General features: G+C 58.6%; 19 protein-coding genes, 1 tRNA gene and 1 pseudogene. 15 read left to right on the forward strand and 6 right to left on the reverse strand.

The genetic code is table 11. The features are described 5' to 3' along the window. The 4 genes from B5F88_RS14975 to B5F88_RS14990 form a co-directional block, all read left to right on the forward strand. A partial coding sequence (locus B5F88_RS14975) for a DUF2262 domain-containing protein (RefSeq protein WP_087347764.1) occupies nt 1-635 on the forward strand: 635 nt, incomplete at its 5' end. Between the two features lie 13 nt (nt 636-648). After that, nucleotides 649-1152: a DUF2004 domain-containing protein gene (locus B5F88_RS14980; protein WP_087347766.1), complete on the forward strand. Its 504-nt coding sequence runs from the start codon at nt 649-651 to the stop codon at nt 1150-1152. A gap of 16 nt (nt 1153-1168) precedes the next feature. Further along, nucleotides 1169-1579 (forward strand): hypothetical protein, encoded by a 411-nt coding sequence (locus B5F88_RS14985; RefSeq protein ID WP_242959819.1) that lies wholly within the window; start codon nt 1169-1171, stop codon nt 1577-1579. A 252-nt stretch (nt 1580-1831) separates the two neighbouring features. Further along, entirely contained in the window at nt 1832-2752 is a 921-nt protein-coding gene (locus tag B5F88_RS14990; protein WP_087347771.1) for a DUF4179 domain-containing protein, read from the forward strand. A gap of 116 nt (nt 2753-2868) precedes the next feature. Here B5F88_RS14990 and B5F88_RS14995 read toward each other — a convergent pair. Next, nucleotides 2869-2960, reverse strand: a tRNA-Ser gene (locus B5F88_RS14995). 142 nt (nt 2961-3102) lie between these two features. Then, complete coding sequence (locus B5F88_RS15000; RefSeq protein ID WP_087347773.1) at nt 3103-3918, reverse strand: cell wall hydrolase; 816 nt, start codon at nt 3916-3918, stop codon at nt 3103-3105. Nucleotides 3919-4355: 437 nt separating this feature from the next. On the opposite strand from B5F88_RS15000, the gene B5F88_RS15005 reads away from it, so the two are divergent. The 5 genes from B5F88_RS15005 to tuf all read left to right on the forward strand — a co-directional run bounded on the left by B5F88_RS15005 (nt 4356) and on the right by tuf (nt 9223). Beyond that, a complete protein-coding gene (locus tag B5F88_RS15005) occupies nt 4356-4598 on the forward strand; it encodes a ribosomal L7Ae/L30e/S12e/Gadd45 family protein (protein WP_087347775.1) in 243 nt (80 codons plus the stop codon). A 75-nt stretch (nt 4599-4673) separates the two neighbouring features. After that, on the forward strand, nt 4674-5096 hold the full coding sequence (gene rpsL / locus B5F88_RS15010) for a 30S ribosomal protein S12 (RefSeq protein ID WP_087187743.1): 423 nt from the start codon (nt 4674-4676) through the stop codon (nt 5094-5096). Between the two features lie 204 nt (nt 5097-5300). Further along, nucleotides 5301-5771, forward strand: a complete 471-nt coding sequence (gene rpsG, locus B5F88_RS15015; protein ID WP_204246253.1) for a 30S ribosomal protein S7 — start codon at nt 5301-5303, stop codon at nt 5769-5771. A 14-nt stretch (nt 5772-5785) separates the two neighbouring features. After that, on the forward strand, nt 5786-7891 hold the full coding sequence (fusA, locus tag B5F88_RS15020) for an elongation factor G (protein ID WP_087347779.1): 2106 nt from the start codon (nt 5786-5788) through the stop codon (nt 7889-7891). A gap of 129 nt (nt 7892-8020) precedes the next feature. Continuing rightward, complete coding sequence (gene tuf / locus B5F88_RS15025) at nt 8021-9223, forward strand: elongation factor Tu (RefSeq protein WP_087347781.1); 1203 nt, start codon at nt 8021-8023, stop codon at nt 9221-9223. Nucleotides 9224-9322: 99 nt separating this feature from the next. Here the strand turns inward: tuf and B5F88_RS15030 are convergent, their stop codons facing one another. From B5F88_RS15030 to B5F88_RS20765, 3 genes are read right to left on the reverse strand one after another with little or no spacing between them, the layout of a single operon-like run. Beyond that, entirely contained in the window at nt 9323-10588 is a 1266-nt protein-coding gene (locus B5F88_RS15030) for a hypothetical protein (protein WP_087347784.1), read from the reverse strand. Beyond that, the gene (locus B5F88_RS15035) at nt 10585-12009 is read right to left on the reverse strand and encodes a cytosine permease (RefSeq protein WP_162612201.1); all 1425 of its coding nucleotides are present in this window, start codon (nt 12007-12009) and stop codon (nt 10585-10587) included. Before B5F88_RS15035 ends, B5F88_RS15030 begins: the two co-directional genes overlap by 4 nt. Continuing rightward, on the reverse strand, nt 12006-12185 hold the full coding sequence (locus B5F88_RS20765) for a hypothetical protein (RefSeq protein ID WP_162612202.1): 180 nt from the start codon (nt 12183-12185) through the stop codon (nt 12006-12008). The genes B5F88_RS15035 and B5F88_RS20765 overlap by 4 nt, the downstream gene beginning before the upstream one ends. 131 nt (nt 12186-12316) lie before the next feature. Between B5F88_RS20765 and B5F88_RS15040 the strand changes: the two genes are divergently transcribed. Then, nucleotides 12317-13171, forward strand: coding sequence for a mechanosensitive ion channel family protein (locus B5F88_RS15040; protein ID WP_242959820.1), 855 nt, complete (start codon nt 12317-12319; stop codon nt 13169-13171). Between the two features lie 35 nt (nt 13172-13206). Here the strand turns inward: B5F88_RS15040 and B5F88_RS15045 are convergent, their stop codons facing one another. Continuing rightward, complete coding sequence (locus B5F88_RS15045; RefSeq protein ID WP_087347790.1) at nt 13207-13683, reverse strand: DUF4830 domain-containing protein; 477 nt, start codon at nt 13681-13683, stop codon at nt 13207-13209. 98 nt (nt 13684-13781) lie between these two features. On the opposite strand from B5F88_RS15045, the gene B5F88_RS15050 reads away from it, so the two are divergent. The 5 genes and pseudogenes from B5F88_RS15050 to B5F88_RS15070 form a co-directional block, all read left to right on the forward strand. Then, a complete protein-coding gene (locus tag B5F88_RS15050) occupies nt 13782-14483 on the forward strand; it encodes a pseudouridine synthase (protein WP_087347791.1) in 702 nt (233 codons plus the stop codon). A gap of 214 nt (nt 14484-14697) precedes the next feature. After that, nucleotides 14698-15789 carry a helix-turn-helix domain-containing protein gene (locus tag B5F88_RS15055; protein WP_087347797.1) on the forward strand — a complete coding sequence of 364 codons (1092 nt, stop codon included), beginning with the start codon at nt 14698-14700 and terminating at the stop codon, nt 15787-15789. Nucleotides 15790-15882: 93 nt separating this feature from the next. Then, entirely contained in the window at nt 15883-16575 is a 693-nt protein-coding gene (ftsE, locus tag B5F88_RS15060; RefSeq protein ID WP_087347793.1) for a cell division ATP-binding protein FtsE, read from the forward strand. Then, nucleotides 16559-17449 (forward strand): permease-like cell division protein FtsX, encoded by an 891-nt coding sequence (gene ftsX, locus B5F88_RS15065; RefSeq protein ID WP_087347795.1) that lies wholly within the window; start codon nt 16559-16561, stop codon nt 17447-17449. The genes ftsE and ftsX overlap by 17 nt, the downstream gene beginning before the upstream one ends. A gap of 34 nt (nt 17450-17483) precedes the next feature. Then, nucleotides 17484-17722, forward strand: a pseudogene (locus B5F88_RS15070) (peptidase M23); the annotation flags it as partial.

A 17722-nucleotide genomic window follows, 5' to 3' on the forward strand; every position in this document is an offset into this window, starting at 1 on the left:
ATAGCGACAAGGGCTGGGGACGCTTTGGCAAGGAGCAGATCTGCCGCCTGAAGATCCGCCGGATGAAAGAAGAATTGGCAAAGGATCTGGTGGTGCGCCCCTGGTGTATTTCCCAGGTGGTCAAGGCCCACGAGGACTGCCCGGAACTCCAGGCCGTTCTGGACGAGTACCACAAGCCAGTGGTGATCCAGGACCAGGTGCTGGGAGAACTGACACTGGACAAGGACTATGATACCTTCGAGGGCGAAATCCAGTGGTGCGGAAAGGATGTGAGCCTTTCTCTGGAAGTCAATGCCGAGAGCAAGCCCTCCTGGACCCGCGCCCGCAGTGCCGCCAAGAAGCTGCTGGCCGACTGTGACACCTGGGACAAAGCCATGCGGGAGCTTGCAGCCAAGAACCTGACCGAGCTGGCCAACAACTGGCTCTCCCAAGATGAAGAAAATCCCCGTGACCCGGAAACCGACCCCATCACAGAGGGAGAACTGGCCCGGCGGATCAGCATGACGAGCCTGTCCGTCACCTCCGGCGGCAGCTTCACCGCCTGGTTTGACTGCGACGAGATCTTCACCGACCATGCGGTGACGGTCTACGGCTCTTTGAAAAAGGGCCTCAAAACTGCCAACATTGAGGGGTAAGGAGGATAACATTATGAAACTGAACTGTAAACGCATTGATTTTACATATACACCCGGCGAGGAAATCTTCAACTTTCCCGAGGAATCGGGACTGCCCTTTCTCTTCGATGTAGAGGAAGAACTGACTGCTGATCCTGCTGCTATGGATGCGGTGGGAGAAATGCTGGATGAGGCGGAGAAATTGGCGGAAAAGGCCAAAGCCGCCATCAAAGCGGCGCTGGCGGACGAGGACAGCCGCTACCATAGCGTTGTGACATTTTTCATGGAGTTCCACCGGGACGATGTAGGCCCGGATATTGCGGCGGAACTTTTTCCGGGAACCGACCCATCCAAGCTGTCCTTTGCCGAGATGGTGGACTTTTTGAAGCTCAAGCGGTTCGGCAGTCTGGTGGATGACGAGATGGATCAACAAGTTTTCATTATGGATCTGTCCTTCAACCCGGAGATCACCGACGAGTTGATGGTAATCTACTTTGACTTAAACCAGGAGATTTTCTGTATTACCCATGAAAGCTGATGAAAGAGAATTGCCTATGGAAAAAGCGACTGCTGTTAATACCTGCTTAGGTGTTTTGAAGGGACGGGACTGCATCTATCTGGATCAGGTGAAACAGGATGCTCTGAACAATCTGACCTTTACGGGGGACATCAATGGCCATCTAATCTCCCAGTGCAGGGACGAAAAAGACTGGTTTCCCTATACACTCACCTTCCGGCAGGTGCTGGCCTATTTTACCTGTGAATTGGACACCTATGAAAATATGGCTGGGACGGAGTATCTGGATGGCAGTTCCTTCGATTTAATTGAGGACAGCACCTGGCTGAAGTCTCTGCCAGTGCGGGAGGACTTTGACAAAGGCATCTATCGGCACTACCGGCTGTTTACATACGATGATGTTTACAACATCATTGCGGTTTCCTATGAGTTTGTGGCAGAGTTGTAAATGCCTGAAACATGGAAGACCATTGGAGGGATCTATCAAGGAAGGAGGTATGGCGATGAAATAGAATAAGCATCAGTTGGAGCATCTGCCCACACTTCTGGTTCAGCAGATCCGCCTGCAATGGTATAAAGACTGCCGGGGCGGAAATGCAGCCGCACAGCGGAACCAGTATCCCAGAGCCATGCGTCTGCCGAAAGACTTCTTCTCCTATTATCCTTTTGGTCTGCCTATGTGGAGGAGGCGTTGACGGGTATGGACCGGAAGGACGCAAAGCCCAGGGGGCTTTTCTGGGTAGGTTTGGTCGCAGCGGTGATTGCGGGACTGCTGATGCTCACAACGGGAGCTGTATTTCTGCTCAAGCCAGTCCTGCAGACCTACTTTGGAGCGTCTGCGGCCTATGTCTACCAGAAGAACAGTCAGATTTTGAACCTGAGCCAAACTGTGGATGGGTGGACCATGACCCTTACCGACTGCATCGGCGACGACAACCGCCTGTATGTGGGAATAGAGGTTACAGCCCCCGAGGGAACTGTGCTGACGGAGCAGGGGTCACCTCTCCCATATGGGATCGAAGAAATCGACATTGACGTCAGCGAAGGTGCCAGACACCCCGGAGCGTGGTATATCAGTCAGATCCCAGATGACAGCGAGATGGACAACCATCTTCGCTTTGTCCTCTGGATGAATTGTCAGGAGTCTCTGGATGGGAAGAGCCTTTCTTTGACGCTGGGCAAACTCAGCCATGGCAATGGGGCCTGTGACTTCGAGGGGAGCTGGTCTTTCCGGGATATCCGACTGGACCTGGCGGATCAGAGCATCCGGCTGGAACCGCAGGTATCCGTCCCTGTACTGGACACCACTGCCACCCTGACAGAACTGACAGTTTCTCCTGTTTCCATCACACTTTCTTTCCAGGGAGAGGGGCTGATCGGGCAGTGTCAGCGCTATCCCAACGGTACAAACATCACAGATCCCACCATTGTTCTGTATGACCATGAGGGTAACGTCATGCAGCTAGAAACCCGCTATGCGCCCTTCGGCAGCCGGGCGGGCAGCGGCAGCAACAATGCGACGGGAGAGCTGCGGATCGTGCAGGGCTACGAGAGTTTTATTGATCTGGATGCGCTGGACCATATCGAAATCTGCGGGGTTGACATTCAAATAGGGCGGTAGAGATCCATATGCGGCGGTCGCATTCGGGCGATTCAAAAAAGGAACACCAGGCAATGGCTGGTGTTCCTTTTTGAATATAAAGCAAGAGGACACAACTTGCGTTGTGTCCTCTTGTCTGGCGGAGTAGGAGGGATTCGAACCCTCGGGCCGCTTTTGACGGCCACACGATTTCCAGTCGTGCTCGTTATGACCACTTCGATACTACTCCAACTATTCTATTGTTTGCTGCTGTTGAGCTGAGCAGCAGAGATTATTATAGCAGGTTTTTTCTTTAAGTCAAGAGTTATTTTAAAAAATCCAAAGAAAAATCAAAAGGGGCCTGACCCTGCGGGTCAGGCCCCTTTTACAATTCAGGCAAAAAAGGCGTGGGCGCCGATGGTGGCAACGTAGGTGCAGTTCCGGGAGGCCCAGCTGTTGGGAGAGGCCTTGGGATTGACGAAGTACAGCGCATTGTCAGCGGTGTTGGCGCCGTCCAGGCACAGCTTGGCGGCAATCACCGCGTCCTCGCTGGGCTCACGGTTGATGCTGCCGCTGGAGGCGGGGGTGAACTGGTTGCGCTGGAAGATCACGTCATACACGCTGTTGGGGAACAGGGAGCTGGCCACACGGTTGAGCACCACGTTGCCCACGGCGATCTTCCCCTCCAGGGACTGGTTGCCGCTCTCCGCATAAATAATGCGGGAGAGCCAGTACAGGTCGGTGGAGTTGTAGAAGCTGTCTCCGGAAGCGATGGGGCCGCTGCCGGCGGCGATGGTGATGGTGGACGTGGCATCGTCCCAGGTCACGGTGGCGCCCAGCGCCTGGCACAGGGTGCGCACCGGAACCAGAATGTGGGCACCGTCTACCTTGACGCCGTCGGGGACATAGAGGTAGCGGCCGTTGGCTACAATATATTTGGCTTCCGGCTTGATGCACAGCTTCAGACCCGGGGCGGTGACCTCCGCCTGGTTGTTGGCCCAAACTGCGGTGGCGTCGGGATAGAGCGCGCTCACAATGGGCAGATAAGAGACGTAGGTCTGATTATTGAGTACCTGTGAGGCAAATCCCGTCTCAATTGCGGTACCGTTTACGGTAACCGTGACGCCGCTCTCGGTGGCGTAGGCCGGCCCGGCCAGGGTAAAACAGATGGCCAGACAGACGAACGCACGAAGGGCTCGTTTTTTCATGGTAAGGAATCCTCCTGTTACAGTCTGTTACTTGTTGGTTGCTGAATTGTAACCATATTGTAACCGGTTCGGGGTCAAAAAGTCAATAGGAAATTTTGTCGCAAACCATCAACCCATTGCGCCCCAATGGATTCAGAGAAAAAGAAAAAAGGACTCGGCAACATTTTTTGCGGTTTTGGCACCAAAAACGGCAACAAACGATAACAAAAAGAAACAGCCGGAAGGGTCCCTGCCGGCCTGTTTGAGGGCGAAAAGGCCCTTCTGGTATATCTGACCGGGAAAAGTCCAGAAAAGCCTGAGAAATCTAGTGATTTTCTAATTGACTTCAAAAATGTCATATGGTATAATTCCAAATTGCGCAGGTGTGCCTGCCAGTGTGAGGAAGCCGGGGATCCGCCGCTTCCCGTTAATGTAACAAAGGAAGGAGCGGCAGGCTGATGCTGGCGGAACTCAAGCAGGGGCCCAAAGTGGTGGGCGTAAAGCAGACCAAGCGGGCCATCAACGATGGGAAAGCCGCCCGCGTATTTCTGGCGGAGGACGCCGACCCCCGGGTGACCGACCCCATTGCCGTTCTGTGCGGCGAGCGGTCCATTCCGGTGGAGCGTGTGGCTCAGATGAAGGAGCTGGGCTCCGCCTGCGGCATTGCCGTGGGCAGCGCAGTGGCTGCGCTGCTGCACTAAATTTGGTTTTAACGGTATAACTTTTGCTTATTCCGTTAAAATATATATTTCAGAACAGAAGAAAGGAGGAAAACCATGCCTACGTTTAACCAGCTCGTCCGGAAGGGACGCGAGGCCGTGACCTACAAGTCCAACTCTCCCGCTATGCAGAAGGGTCTGAACACTCTGAAGAATCGGGAGACCGACCTGCCTTCTCCCCAGAAGAGAGGTGTGTGCACCGCTGTTCGTACCTCCACCCCGAAGAAGCCTAACTCCGCGCTGCGTAAGATCGCCCGTGTGCGTCTGACCAATGGCTACGAAGTGACCGCTTATATTCCCGGTGTGGGCCACAACCTGCAGGAGCACTCCGTGGTCATGATCCGCGGCGGTCGTGTCAAGGACCTGCCCGGCGTGCGTTACCACATCATCCGCGGCACTCTGGATGCCCAGGGCGTTGCCAACCGGATGCAGGGCCGTTCCAAGTACGGCGCCAAGCGGCCCAAGGCCGGCAAGAAGTAATCTGCTCAGCAGAGGCTTCGATTCAAATTCCCATGACATTTTTACGCGCGTGAAGCGCAAGGCAGTTGTCCTTGCGGAGGCGCTTACCTATATAATAGGGGCGTTTTCTGTGGGGCACTGGACAAGCAGGCACTTGTCTTACACGGGGGCTTTTTGAAAGCCTTCGAGTACCTATGAAATCATACTATGAAGGAGGGAAGCAAAGTGCCCAGAAGAGGAAACGTACCCAAGCGGGAGGTCCTGCCCGATCCTATCTACAATTCCGTCCTGGTGACCAAGCTGGTCAACAGCATCATGCTGGACGGCAAGAAGGGCGTGGCCCAGAAAGTGGTCTACGGAGCTTTCGATATCATTAAGGAAAAGACCGAGAAGGACCCCCTGGACGTGTTCACCACCGCTCTGGAGAACATCATGCCGTCCCTGGAGGTTAAGGCCCGCCGCGTGGGCGGCGCCACCTATCAGGTGCCTATCGAGGTTCGTCCCGAGCGCCGGCAGACCCTGGGTCTGCGGTGGCTGACCAACTACTCCCGCAATCGCAGCGAGAAGACCATGAAGGAGCGGCTGGCCGGCGAGATCATGGATGCCGCCAACAACCTCGGCTCCGCGGTCAAGAAGCGTGAGGATACTCACAAGATGGCCGAGTCCAACAAGGCCTTCGCGCACTATCGCTGGTAATAAGGAGTTAGAGTATGCCTAGGAAAGTTACCTTAGAGAATACCAGAAACATCGGCATCATGGCTCACATTGACGCCGGTAAGACTACCACCACCGAGCGCATCCTCTACTACACCGGCGTCAACTACAAGATCGGTGAGACCCATGACGGCACCGCCACCATGGACTGGATGGCGCAGGAGCAGGAGCGCGGCATCACCATCACCTCCGCCGCCACCACCTGCTACTGGACCGGTTCCAAGCAGCAGTTCCCCCAGACCCGCATCAACATCATTGACACCCCGGGTCACGTGGACTTCACCGTTGAGGTGGAGCGCTCCCTGCGCGTGCTGGACGGCTCCGTGACCGTCATGTGCGCCAAGGGCGGCGTGGAGCCCCAGTCTGAGACCGTGTGGCGCCAGGCCGACCACTACAAGGTGCCCCGCATGATCTACGTCAACAAGATGGACATCATGGGCGCCGATTTCTACAACGTGCTCAACATGATCCACGACCGGCTGAAGTGTAACGCCGTGCCCATCCAGCTCCCCATTGGCTCCGAGGATACCTTCAAGGGCATCATCGACCTGGTGGAGATGGACGCCGACATCTACTACGACGAGCTGGGCAAGGACATGCGGGTGGAGGAGATCCCCGCCGACATGATGGAGCTGGCCCAGGAGTACCGCACCAAGCTGGTGGACGCCTGCGCCGACATCGACGACGAGATCATGGAGCTGGCCCTGGAGGAGAAGCCCATCCCCGAGGATATGCTTCGCCGGGCCCTGCGCAAGGGTACCATTGAGAACCTGCTGGTTCCCGTGACCTGCGGCACCTCCTACCGCAACAAGGGCGTGCAGAAGCTGCTGGACGCCATCGTGGACTTCATGCCCTCCCCGCTGGACATCCCGGCCATCAAGGGCGTGAACCCCGACACCGACGAGGAGGACGAGCGTCCCGCCGACGACAACGCGCCCTTCTCCGCTCTGGCCTTCAAGATCATGACCGACCCCTATGTGGGCCGTCTGTCCTTCTTCCGCGTGTACTCCGGCAAGCTGACCACCGGTTCCTCCGTGCTCAACAGCACCAAGAACCAGAAGGAGCGCATGGGCCGGATCCTGCAGATGCACGCCAACCACCGGGAGGATATCGAGGAGGTTTACTCCGGCGATATCGCCGCCGCCGTGGGTCTGAAGAACACCACCACCGGTGACACCCTGTGCGATGAGAAGGCTCCCATCATCCTGGAGTCCATGGAGTTCCCCGACCCCGTGATCCGGGTGGCCATCGAGCCCAAGACCAAGGCCGGTCAGGAGAAGATGGGCCTGGCTCTGGTGAAGCTGGCCGAGGAGGACCCCACCTTCAAGACCTACACCGACGAGGAGACCGGTCAGACCATCATCGCCGGCATGGGCGAGCTCCATCTGGAGATCATCGTGGACCGTCTGCTCCGCGAGTTCAAGGTGGAGGCCAACGTAGGCGCGCCCCAGGTGGCCTACAAGGAGACCATCAAGAAGCCTGTGGAGCAGGACACCAAGTATGCCCGTCAGTCCGGCGGTAAGGGCCAGTACGGTCACGTCCGCATCACCGTGGAGCCCAACGAGCCCGGCAAGGGCTACGAGTTCCTCAACGAGATCACCGGCGGCGTCATTCCCAAGGAGTATATCCCCGCGGTTGACGCCGGTATCCAGGGCGCCATGCAGGCGGGTATCCTGGCCGGCTACCCCGTTGTGGACGTGAAGGTTCACCTGACCTTCGGCTCCTACCACGAGGTGGACTCCTCTGAAATGGCCTTTAAGATTGCCGGTTCCATGGCCTTCAAGGAGGCCTGCCGCAAGGCCAATCCCGTGCTGCTGGAGCCTGTGATGAAGGTTTCCGTCATCGTGCCCGACGAGTATCTGGGCAACGTCATCGGCGACCTGACCAGCCGCCGCGGCATGATCCAGGGTCAGGAGAGCCGCCCCGGCGCCACCCAGGTGGACGCCCTGGTGCCTCTGGCCAGCATGTTCGGCTACGCCACCGACCTGCGTTCTTCCACGCAGGGCCGCGGCCAGTACTCCATGGAGCCCCACAGCTATGTGGAGATCCCCAAGAGCATTGCCGACAAGATCATCGCTGAGCGGGGCCGGAAAGAGGAGTAATCTCTGTCTTTTGGCATTTCCTGCAACAAAGGTATTGCATTTTTTCCTGCAATGCTATACAATGTTTTCGCGTTTATTGTGGAAACAGGGTTTATCCCCATGATTAGAAATTAAGGAGGAACATCCAAAATGGCTAAGGCTAAATTTGAGCGCACCAAGCCCCATGTCAACATCGGCACCATCGGCCACGTTGACCACGGCAAGACCACTCTGACCGCTGCTATCACCAAGTATCTGGCTCTGAAGGGCCAGGCTCAGTACGAGGACTACTCCAGCATCGACAAGGCTCCCGAGGAGCGCGAGCGCGGCATCACCATCAACACCGCCCACGTGGAGTACGAGACCGACGCCCGTCACTATGCTCACGTTGACTGCCCGGGCCACGCCGACTATATCAAGAACATGATTACCGGCGCTGCTCAGATGGACGGCGCTATCCTGGTTATCGCCGCTACCGACGGCCCCATGGCTCAGACCCGTGAGCACATCCTGCTGGCCCGTCAGGTGGGCGTGCCCGCCATCGTTGTGTTCCTGAACAAGTGCGATCAGGTTGACGACGAGGAGCTGCTGGAGCTGGTGGAGATGGAGGTCCGTGAGGTCCTGTCCAAGTACGAGTTCCCCGGCGACGACATCCCCATCATCAAGGGCTCCGCTCTGAACGCTCTGACCTGCGAGTCCGGCAACCCCGACGATCCCGACTTCGCCTGCATCAAGGAGCTGATGGACGCTGTTGACAGCTATATCCCCACTCCTCCCCGCGACGACACTCTGCCCTTCTTGATGCCCGTCGAGGACGTGTTCACCATCACCGGCCGCGGCACCGTGGCTACCGGTCGTGTGGAGCGCGGCGTCATCAAGATGAACGAGGAAGTGGAGATCGTTGGTCTGACCGACGAGAAGAAGAAGACCGTCGTTACCGGCATCGAGATGTTCCGCAAGCTGCTGGACTACGCTGAGGCTGGCGACAACATCGGCACCCTGCTCCGCGGCGTTGCCAAGACCGACATCGAGCGCGGCCAGGTTCTGTGCAAGCCCGGCTCCATTCACCCCCACACCAAGTTCACCGGCCAGGTGTACGTCCTGAGCAAGGACGAGGGCGGCCGTCACACCCCCTTCTTCAACAACTATCGTCCTCAGTTCTACTTCCGTACCACCGACGTTACCGGCGTCATCACTCTGCCCGAGGGCACTGAGATGTGCATGCCCGGCGACAACGTGGACATGAAGGTGGAGCTGATCACCCCCATCGCCATCGAGAAGGGCCTGCGTTTCGCTATCCGTGAGGGTGGCCGTACCGTGGGTTCCGGCGTTGTTATCGACATCGAGGAGTAATTTTTACTCTCCCAAAGGACCTGCCGGAAGGCAGGTCCTTTTTTATCAGTAAACCGGGGTTCGCCTGCTGCGGCGAACCCCGGTTTGTTGCTGTTATATTTAGATATTTGCGGTCTTTTTTGTCGCGCGCTGCCAGAGCGCTTCGGTGGCAAACTGAAGCTTGGTGGCGCTGAAGCCCTCTTCCAGAGGGTAGAGGAAATAGGTGTTGTCCGGGGTGGAGAGGGTGATGCACTCCCCCTGTCCACGGTAGTCGTATTCCGTGTGGATCGAGAAGGTGGACTGGGCGGGAAACCGCAGGGTGGAGGGCTCACTGGCCCCGTAATCGGTAAAGGTCAGCGCAAACCCCTCCGGGCCATGGTGGAGTCTGCCCTCGCCCAGTTCGATAAAATTGACCGCGTTGGGCAGGGACTGCACCCGCACCCGCATATCCTCCTCGTAGGCGTCCCAGGCCAAGGCCTCCATGACTTGCCGGCGCTCCCACTCATACCAGTCAGGAATGTGGGAGAAAAGGGTGGGAGTATCGCCCACTCCCTGCAGCTGACCGTATTCGGTCATGCGCCAGCGGGCGCCGCAGGCGCCGCAGAAGATCTCCGCGCCCTGGGAGGACATCTGAAATTCCGTCCCGCAGGCAGGACACTGGTAGAGGGGGTGCTCCAGGCCCTCAGCTCGCCAGGGCACGTCGATGACCATGCCGGTGTGGGCCTGCCAGGCGTATTCGTCATAGGTGAGGGCCTCCTGCACGGCGGCCTGGATTTCATCCAGAGGCATGGAGCCGGCCTGTTCCGCCGTCAGCAGCTGCTGTACGTCGGCCTCCAGCTGAACACCTTTGCGCTTGCGCAGATTCCAGATGGGGGACTGGAGGTAATTGCCCCGCATATTGATGGTTACCACCGGCACCTTCAGATAGTGAATGAGCTTGGCTGTGGAAGGGGGCAGCAGGGAGCTGGTGCCCACATTGGCGTACCGGGCCTCGGGGTAGAGTACCAGAATGCCTCCCCGATCCATGCAGCGGCGGATGTTGCGGACCAGGGCCAGGTCGTTGACAAACTTCCGGGTGCCCAGACAGCCCGCCTGGCGATAAGGCCACTCTCCATAATATTCAAACCCCTCCAGCTCCGACACATAGTTGGCCCGGTGGGGAAACAGGCACAGCGGGGTCACATAGAAGTCCATAAAAGCGTGGTGGGTGGCCAAGACCAAAAAAGGGGGCTTAAGCCCCTCCATATCTGTTTTTCGGATGCGCAGCTTGCCTGACCGGGTGGAGAGCCAGCTCCAAAACCACAACGCCGGCATAATCAACGGATTCTGCCGTGGGGGCTCCCGTTTCCGGTCAAAGGGGGTAGTATCAATTTTTTTGCTGCTCATACCGTTACTTCCTTTCGATCCTGCAGTAAATAGCGGCGGACGGGCGGGAGCCAGCTGAGTACGACATACAGAACCCCTGTACCCAAAAAGGAGAGACCGGTGGGGGTCAGGGTGAACAGCGCAGCGCACCGTACCGTGCCGGAGACCGGGTCGTATACCGCCAGAGACAGGGCCACGCCCGCCGCCACGCAGGCCAGCCCGATCAGATTGAAACCGCCGGTGTAGTGGTAGGCCTGGTATCCGGGCAGCCCGAAGGCGGAGCGGAGGGCCAGATGCTGCCGCCGTACCACGAAGAAATCCGCGAAGAGGAGGGCGGCCAGAGGGGCATAGATGCAGGCGCTCAGCGTGAGGAAGGACCCGAAATACTCCACCACGCCGCCCCAGAGGACCAGAATACAGGCATAGAGGGCCAGTACCAGCAAAATGGCCCGATAGCTGGCGGTCCGGAAGGCGGACTTGAGCATCACGCCGTAGAGGTATCCTCCCACCGCCTGAGTGCCGATATTGGCGAAAGCCACCAGCAGCAGGGAGCACAGGGCCATGGCGGGGGCAGCCAGCGTAGCCAGCATCAGAGTGGGGTCCTCCACCATCTGGCCTGTAACGTGTCCCATGGCGATGGCCATGACGGCCCCTACCACCACAAAGAAAGAGCCTGCCGCACCCTGGCCCAGCACACCGGCCCAGAATCCGGCCCGCTCGCTGCGAACCAGTCGCGGTACTCCTGCCATACCCCCCACCAGGGTGATAACAAAGGCGAAATTGGCCTCAATGGAGAGCAGATAGGCCGTTGGATCACCGGCCCGTTCTACTGGGCGATAGTCCCAGATGACCTGGAACGGGACCGAACGGAACCCGACAATCACCACCAGCACCCCCACCGCCAGCAGCAGGGGGACCAGGATGCGGGTCACTTTGGTCATGGCTCTCGGCCCCCGCAGCGCCAGCGCTGTGCCCAGCAGCACACAGGCCAGTCCCAGCAGCGGGTGGAAGCCGCCGGGAAGGGAGAGGCCCAGCAGGCCCGCCAGCCGAACCATGGAGGAGGCGAACAAATCGGCGCATACGGCGTACCAGGGATAGTTGATGAGAATGATGATTACCGTCATCACCATAACGCCCCGTCCACCGAATACCGCCCGCAGCCAGACCCAGATGTCGATGCCGTAGCGCACCGACAGGATCACCGGCAGCTGATAGATACACAGCATGAAAATGGCCCCGAAAAAGGCGCCGAGCAGCAGCTGCCGGAATCCCACCAGGGTGGCCAGATAGGCCCCCTGGGTGTAGCTCCAGGTGGCGATGCAATAGCCCGAGAGGAGAAGCAGAGCGTCCACAAAGCCGTACAGCCGCTCGTTGGAGAGAATGGGGAGAGAGCCGAACAGAGCATCCCGAGCGACCCGCTCCTCCACGTTGGTTCCCCTCATAACCTCGCCCCCGCCAGCAGAAGCAGAAGGCAGCCCACGGTTACCAGTCCCCAAAGGCAATAATCCCACCGGGAAAACCGCTTGGGAAAGAGGTAGTCCGGCCGCGCCATCTGTTCCAGCCGGGTTTCGGTTTCCCGGTTTAGCTGCTCCTGAAAGTCTCTCTGTGTGTCGTCCATACCCCACCGCCGTTTCTTCAGATATATTCCAAGTATAGCACAATGATTTTACCATTTCCAGCCTCATCAATGGAAGGGCTTGTCCAAAAAGACAAGTTATGATAAAATAACGCCCGGAAAGGATGAGCTGTATGCTGACCAATCTTACAAATCTGACGCCGGAGGACGCGGAGGAGACCATCCAGTCCGTCAACAGCTTTTTTACCACCTTGAATTTGCAGAAGATTCTGACCATTGTGCTGCTCTTTGTGGGCTGCATGGTGGTGATGAAGGTGGTGCTGAAGCTTGTTGACCGGGCGTTTGTCCGCCTGGAGATGGAACAGAGCCTGCATACCTTCATCCACGCGGCTTTGCGGGTGATCCTGTGGCTGATGACGCTGTGTATTGTGCTGGACTATATGGGCGTGCCCATGACCAGCCTGGTGGCCCTGCTGGGGGTCATCGGCCTGGCGGTATCTTTGGCCATCCAGGGCACCCTGTCCAACCTGGCCGGCGGCATCCAGGTCCTATTGTCCAAGCCCTTCAAGGCGGGCGACTATGTGGAGGCTGGTGGAGTCAGCGGCACGGTGAAGGAAGTGGGCCTGGCCTATACCAAGCTGGCCACGGTGGACAACAAGGTGATCTCGGTGCCCAACGGCCAGATTTCCGCGGAGAAGATCATCAACTACACCACGGCGGAGCGCCGCCGGGTGGACCTGGTGTTTGGCGTCTCCTACGACGCCCAGCCGGAGCAGGTGATTGCCTGCATCAAGGGCGTGGTGGGGGCCCACCCCATGGCCCTGTTTACCCCGGAGCCCTTTGTGCGCCTGTCCGCCTTCCAGGACAGCAGCATCGAGTATACTGTCCGGGTGTGGTGTGCCACTGGGGATTATTGGGAGCTGTATTACGACCTGCTGGAGCAGGTCAAGGCGGCCTTTGACCGGGAGGGGATCGAGATTCCCTACAACCACCTGAATGTCCACGTGATCCAGGACGAGAAGGCATAAAAACGCGGCGCTTCGCCAGCGCCGCGTTTTTTTCGTCAGGAGGGCATTGCCAAGCCGTGGATGAACCCTCCCAGCTGGGCGGAGAGCACATCTCCGCCAATGACGGTATTTTTGTAGATGAGCAGGCCCGCCTGGACATTGGTCTCCCCGGTGGGGTAGTTGGTGACCTGGTAGGTGTACCGCTTCACCCGCTTGCCGCAGTACTGGGTGAGGTCAAAACCCTGGGAGGCCTGGAGCTCCAGGTACTGGCTGTAGGTTTCGTCAAACTCCTCGGGAATGAGCAGCTCCTCCACCGAGACCGGCTCCTCCGAAACGGTCCAGCCGTAGCTGCCCAGGTAGGCGATGCGGTCCTCGTTGCTTTTGACCCCTTTGGGATCGACGGCTGCGGAAGCGGCCGCATCCCGCCCTCCCGCCAGGACGGACCCGGTCACCAAAACGCCGCACACCACCGCGGCGGCCACCGCTACCGCGGCGATTCGGCCCTTGCGGACCTTGGCGGTAAAAATAAACACAGCGCAACGCTCCCTTCCCAATATGCTGGTATTGTATCCATATGAGGCCTGGGGGCGGGGTATGACCAACAGGCGAAAAAAGGACAAGGAGGACGGCCATGGAGCGTTTGGACAAGATTTTGGCCAATACGGGCCGGTGGTCCCGGAAGGAAGTGCGGGAGCTGGTGCGGGCGGGCCGGGTGAGCGTAGACGGCGTGGTGGCCCGCACACCGGAGGAAAAGCACGACCCGGGCGCGTGGTTCCAGGTGGACGGTCAGACCATATCGGGGGAGCGGCTGGTCTATCTGATGCTCCACAAACCGGCGGGGCTGGTTTCGGCCACCGAGGACCCACGGGAGCCCACGGTGCTCTCCCTGCTGCCCCAGCACCTGCAGCGGGTGGGCCTGTTTCCGGCGGGCCGGCTGGATAAGGATACCGAGGGATTGCTCCTCCTCACCAACGACGGACCTCTGGCCCACCGGCTGCTCTCACCCAAGCGGCATGTGGACAAGCTCTACTACGTACAGGTGGAGGGGAGGCTGGACGAAAGGGACGCGGCGGCCTTCCAACAGGGGGTGACCCTGGAGGACGGCCTGGTCTGTCTCCCAGCCTGCCTGGAGATTCTGGAGGATGGGGAGGCCGGGCTGGTCACCCTGCGGGAGGGAAAATACCATCAGGTCAAGCGGATGCTGGCCAGCCGGGGCAAGCCGGTACGCTATCTGAAGCGGCTGAGCATGGGACCGCTGACGCTGGACCCGGCTCTGGCGCCCGGAGCGTGGCGGCCGCTGAACGAAGAGGAGCGGAAGGCGCTGGGGGTCTGAGCCCGGCGGCGGAATGGCCTGACGGCATGGCGGGCAGGCGGTTTCGGCAATTTCCACAAAAAACTTTCAAAGAGATATTGAAAAGAGAGAAAAGAATCGGTATAATATTGTCTGTTAGGCAAGAAGAACGGGCGTTTGTGAAGTGTTCCCAGCCGATGACCCGCCTGCGGGCGGCGAGGGGTGGAGGAAGCGAGATATGAAGGAGGCTGACACCATGTCCAGCAGGATTTTTCAGAGCGTTGTCTTACAAATGAAGGACAGCACAGACCGGGCGATAGGTGTGATCGATTCTGAGGGAACGGTGGTGGCTTGCAACGAACTCAGCTGCATCGGGGAGCATTGGCCCGGCGCAGTGGAGGCGGTCAACCACGGGGAGGGAGAGACGGTCCAGTTTGAAGGTCGTACCTTCAAGGCCCTGACCGGCTGGGGCTCCCAGTTTGATTATGCCGCCTTTGCCAAGGGGGAGGACGGGGAGGCCCGGATGGTGTGCTCCATGGCTACCGTGGCCCTCAACGGCGCCAAAACCTACTATGAGGAGAAGCACGACAAAGCCACCTTTGTCAAGAACATCATTTCGGACAATATTTTGCTGGGCGACATCTATGTGCGGGCCAAGGAGCTCCACTTTATTTCCGAGGCGCCCCGGGCGGTGTTTCTCATCCGGCAGGTGGAGACCACCGATCCCGGCCTCATAGACGTGGTTCACGCCATGTTCCCCGACAAGCAGGTGGACTTTGTCCTGTCCATCAGCGAGACCGACGTGGCCCTGATCAAGCAGCTCAGCGAGGGCTCGGAGACCCGGGACCTGTACAAGATCGCCAAGCAGATCGAGGATAAGATCACCGAGGAGCTGCACATCCGGGTGGTCATCGGCATCGGCACCATCGTGGGCCACATCCGGGAGCTGGCCCGGGCCTATAAGGAGGCGGGCATCGCCATCGACGTGGGCCGGGTGTTTGATACGGAAAAGAGCATCATCAACTACGAAAACCTGGGGATTGGCCGGCTGATCTATCAGCTGCCCACCACCCTGTGCGAGATGTTCCTCCAGGAGGTCTTTAAAAAGAACCCCATTGACGCTCTGGACCAGGAGACTCTGTTTACCATCAACAAGTTCTTTGAGAACAACCTGAACGTGTCCGAGACCGCCCGGAAGCTGTTTGTCCACCGGAATACCCTGGTGTACCGGCTGGAGAAGATCAAGAAGCTGACCGGTCTGGACCTGCGGGAGTTTGACGACGCCATCACCTTCAAGGTGGCGCTGATGGTCAAGAAATATCTGATCTCCCGGGGCATCGACAACTGAATCGCTGTCAGCAGGGACGCCGGAGACGGCGTCCCTGCTGGTGCTGAACCGGTTGATTCGGATACGATGAAATACATAGGATGAGGTAACCAAGTGATACGTCTGATCGATATTCAGAAGTCCTACGATAACGGGACCAAGGCCCTGAAGGGGGTCAATATGCGCATCGACGACGGGGAGTTTGTGTTCCTGGTGGGCCCCTCCGGGTCGGGAAAGTCCACCATTCTCAAGCTCATTACGGCGGAGATTGCGCCTTCGGCCGGCCGTCTGATGGTCAACGGCTACAATTTGAATAACATCCGCCCCCGTCAGGTGCCCTATATGCGCCGTACCCTGGGGGTGATCTTTCAGGATTTCCGGCTCATTGAAAAAAAGACGGTAAGGGAAAACCTGGTGTTTGCCATGCGTGCTGTGGGGGCATCCCCCCGGGAGATCCGCAAGCGGGTGCCCTATGTGCTGGAGCTGGTGGGCCTGGACAAAAAGGGCGACCAGAGGCCGGATGAGATCTCCGGCGGCGAGCAGCAGCGTGTAGCCATTGCCAGGGCGCTGGTGAACAATCCCCAGATGATTATTGCCGACGAGCCCACCGGAAACCTGGACCCCATGCGTTCTCTGGAGATCATGATGCTGCTGGAGCGCATCAACGAGCTGGGCACCACCGTGCTGGTGGTCACCCATGAGCGGGAGCTGGTCAACCGCTTCTCCAAACGGGTGGTGGCCATCGAAAACGGCAGAATCATCAGCGACGAGACAGGCGGGTATTATAATAATGAAACAACGATATGATTTTGGCTATTTCTTCATGGAGGGCTTCCGCAGCATCTTCACCCACGGCCTGATGTCCTTTGCGGCTGTGTGCATGATCGTGTGCTGTCTGCTCATCATGGGGTCCTTTACCCTGGTGGCGGTGAACGCCTCCAATATGTTCAGCGATCTGGAAAAGGAGAACCAGTTTACGGCCTATATTGAGGACACTTTGACCCAGGATCAGGCCAGAGCCCTTCAGAGCGACATTGAGGCCATACCCAACGTGGCCCGGGCGGAATTTGTCACCAAGGAGGAGGCCCAGGAGGAATTTGAGGCCGACTATGAGGGCAATCCGCTGTTTGAGGGCCTGCCCTCCGAGGTGTACCGGGACCGGTTCCACATCTACCTGGACGACATCAGCAAGCTGCCCGAGACGGAGGCGGCGGTGGGGGAGATTACAGGGGTGGCCTGGACCAAGTCCGCGCCCGAGATCGCCGAGGGCTTTACCGTCATCCGCAACGTGGCGGGGGCGGTGGCGGTGATCCTGGTGATCATCCTGCTGGCGGTGAGTCTGTTCATCATCGCCAATACCATCAAGCTGGCCACCTTCAACCGCCGGGAGGAAATCGCCATCATGAAGATGTGCGGCGCCACCAACTCCTTTGTCCGCTGGCCCTTCGTGTTTGAGGGTCTGATTCTGGGGCTGTTCGGTGCGGTGGTGGCCTTCCTGCTGGAGTGGGGATTTTATGCGCTGGTCAGCAGCGCCATCACCACCTCGGATACCATTGAGCTTATCAAGGTCCTGCCCTTCCAGCCCATGGCGCTGCAGGTGCTGGGCGTGTTCGTGCTCACCGGCTTTGTGATCGGCGCGGGGGGCTCGGTATTGGCGATTCGGAAATTCCTGCAGGTGTAAGAAGCCTGGGCTGCGGAGAAAGGGAGACAGCGACGTGGCTAAGACACAGAAACAACCAAAGAGACAGAAGGCAGACAAGCGCCGGATGATGGTCGCGGCGCTGGCTGGATTTATGGTGCTGCTGATTCTGCTGCCCATGTTCACCATGCTCATGGGCGGCGCACGGGCGGTGACCCAGAGCGAGATCGACGCCCTGAAGCAGGAGCAGGCCGAGAGCCAGGCCCGGCAGGAGGAGCTGAAGGACCAGCTGGCGGAGGCCGAGGAAAAGCAGTC

It is taken from the genome of Flavonifractor sp. An306 (assembly GCF_002159455.1).
GTDB lineage: Bacteria > Bacillota > Clostridia > Oscillospirales > Oscillospiraceae > Flavonifractor.

Coding starts and splice junctions, on each gene's coding strand:
- B5F88_RS15055 (WP_087347797.1), top strand. CDS start 14,698: ATGTCCAGCAGGATTTTTCAGAGCGTTGTCTTACAAATGAAGGACAGC.
- B5F88_RS15040 (WP_242959820.1), top strand. CDS start 12,317: ATGCTGACCAATCTTACAAATCTGACGCCGGAGGACGCGGAGGAGACC.
- B5F88_RS14990 (WP_087347771.1), top strand. CDS start 1,832: ATGGACCGGAAGGACGCAAAGCCCAGGGGGCTTTTCTGGGTAGGTTTG.
- rpsL (WP_087187743.1), top strand. CDS start 4,674: ATGCCTACGTTTAACCAGCTCGTCCGGAAGGGACGCGAGGCCGTGACC.
- B5F88_RS15035 (WP_162612201.1), bottom strand. CDS start 12,009: ATGAGGGGAACCAACGTGGAGGAGCGGGTCGCTCGGGATGCTCTGTTC.
- B5F88_RS15005 (WP_087347775.1), top strand. CDS start 4,356: ATGCTGGCGGAACTCAAGCAGGGGCCCAAAGTGGTGGGCGTAAAGCAG.
- B5F88_RS15000 (WP_087347773.1), bottom strand. CDS start 3,918: ATGAAAAAACGAGCCCTTCGTGCGTTCGTCTGTCTGGCCATCTGTTTT.
- B5F88_RS14980 (WP_087347766.1), top strand. CDS start 649: ATGAAACTGAACTGTAAACGCATTGATTTTACATATACACCCGGCGAG.
- ftsX (WP_087347795.1), top strand. CDS start 16,559: ATGAAACAACGATATGATTTTGGCTATTTCTTCATGGAGGGCTTCCGC.
- B5F88_RS14985 (WP_242959819.1), top strand. CDS start 1,169: ATGGAAAAAGCGACTGCTGTTAATACCTGCTTAGGTGTTTTGAAGGGA.
- B5F88_RS15050 (WP_087347791.1), top strand. CDS start 13,782: ATGGAGCGTTTGGACAAGATTTTGGCCAATACGGGCCGGTGGTCCCGG.
- tuf (WP_087347781.1), top strand. CDS start 8,021: ATGGCTAAGGCTAAATTTGAGCGCACCAAGCCCCATGTCAACATCGGC.
- B5F88_RS20765 (WP_162612202.1), bottom strand. CDS start 12,185: ATGGACGACACACAGAGAGACTTTCAGGAGCAGCTAAACCGGGAAACC.
- B5F88_RS15030 (WP_087347784.1), bottom strand. CDS start 10,588: ATGAGCAGCAAAAAAATTGATACTACCCCCTTTGACCGGAAACGGGAG.
- fusA (WP_087347779.1), top strand. CDS start 5,786: ATGCCTAGGAAAGTTACCTTAGAGAATACCAGAAACATCGGCATCATG.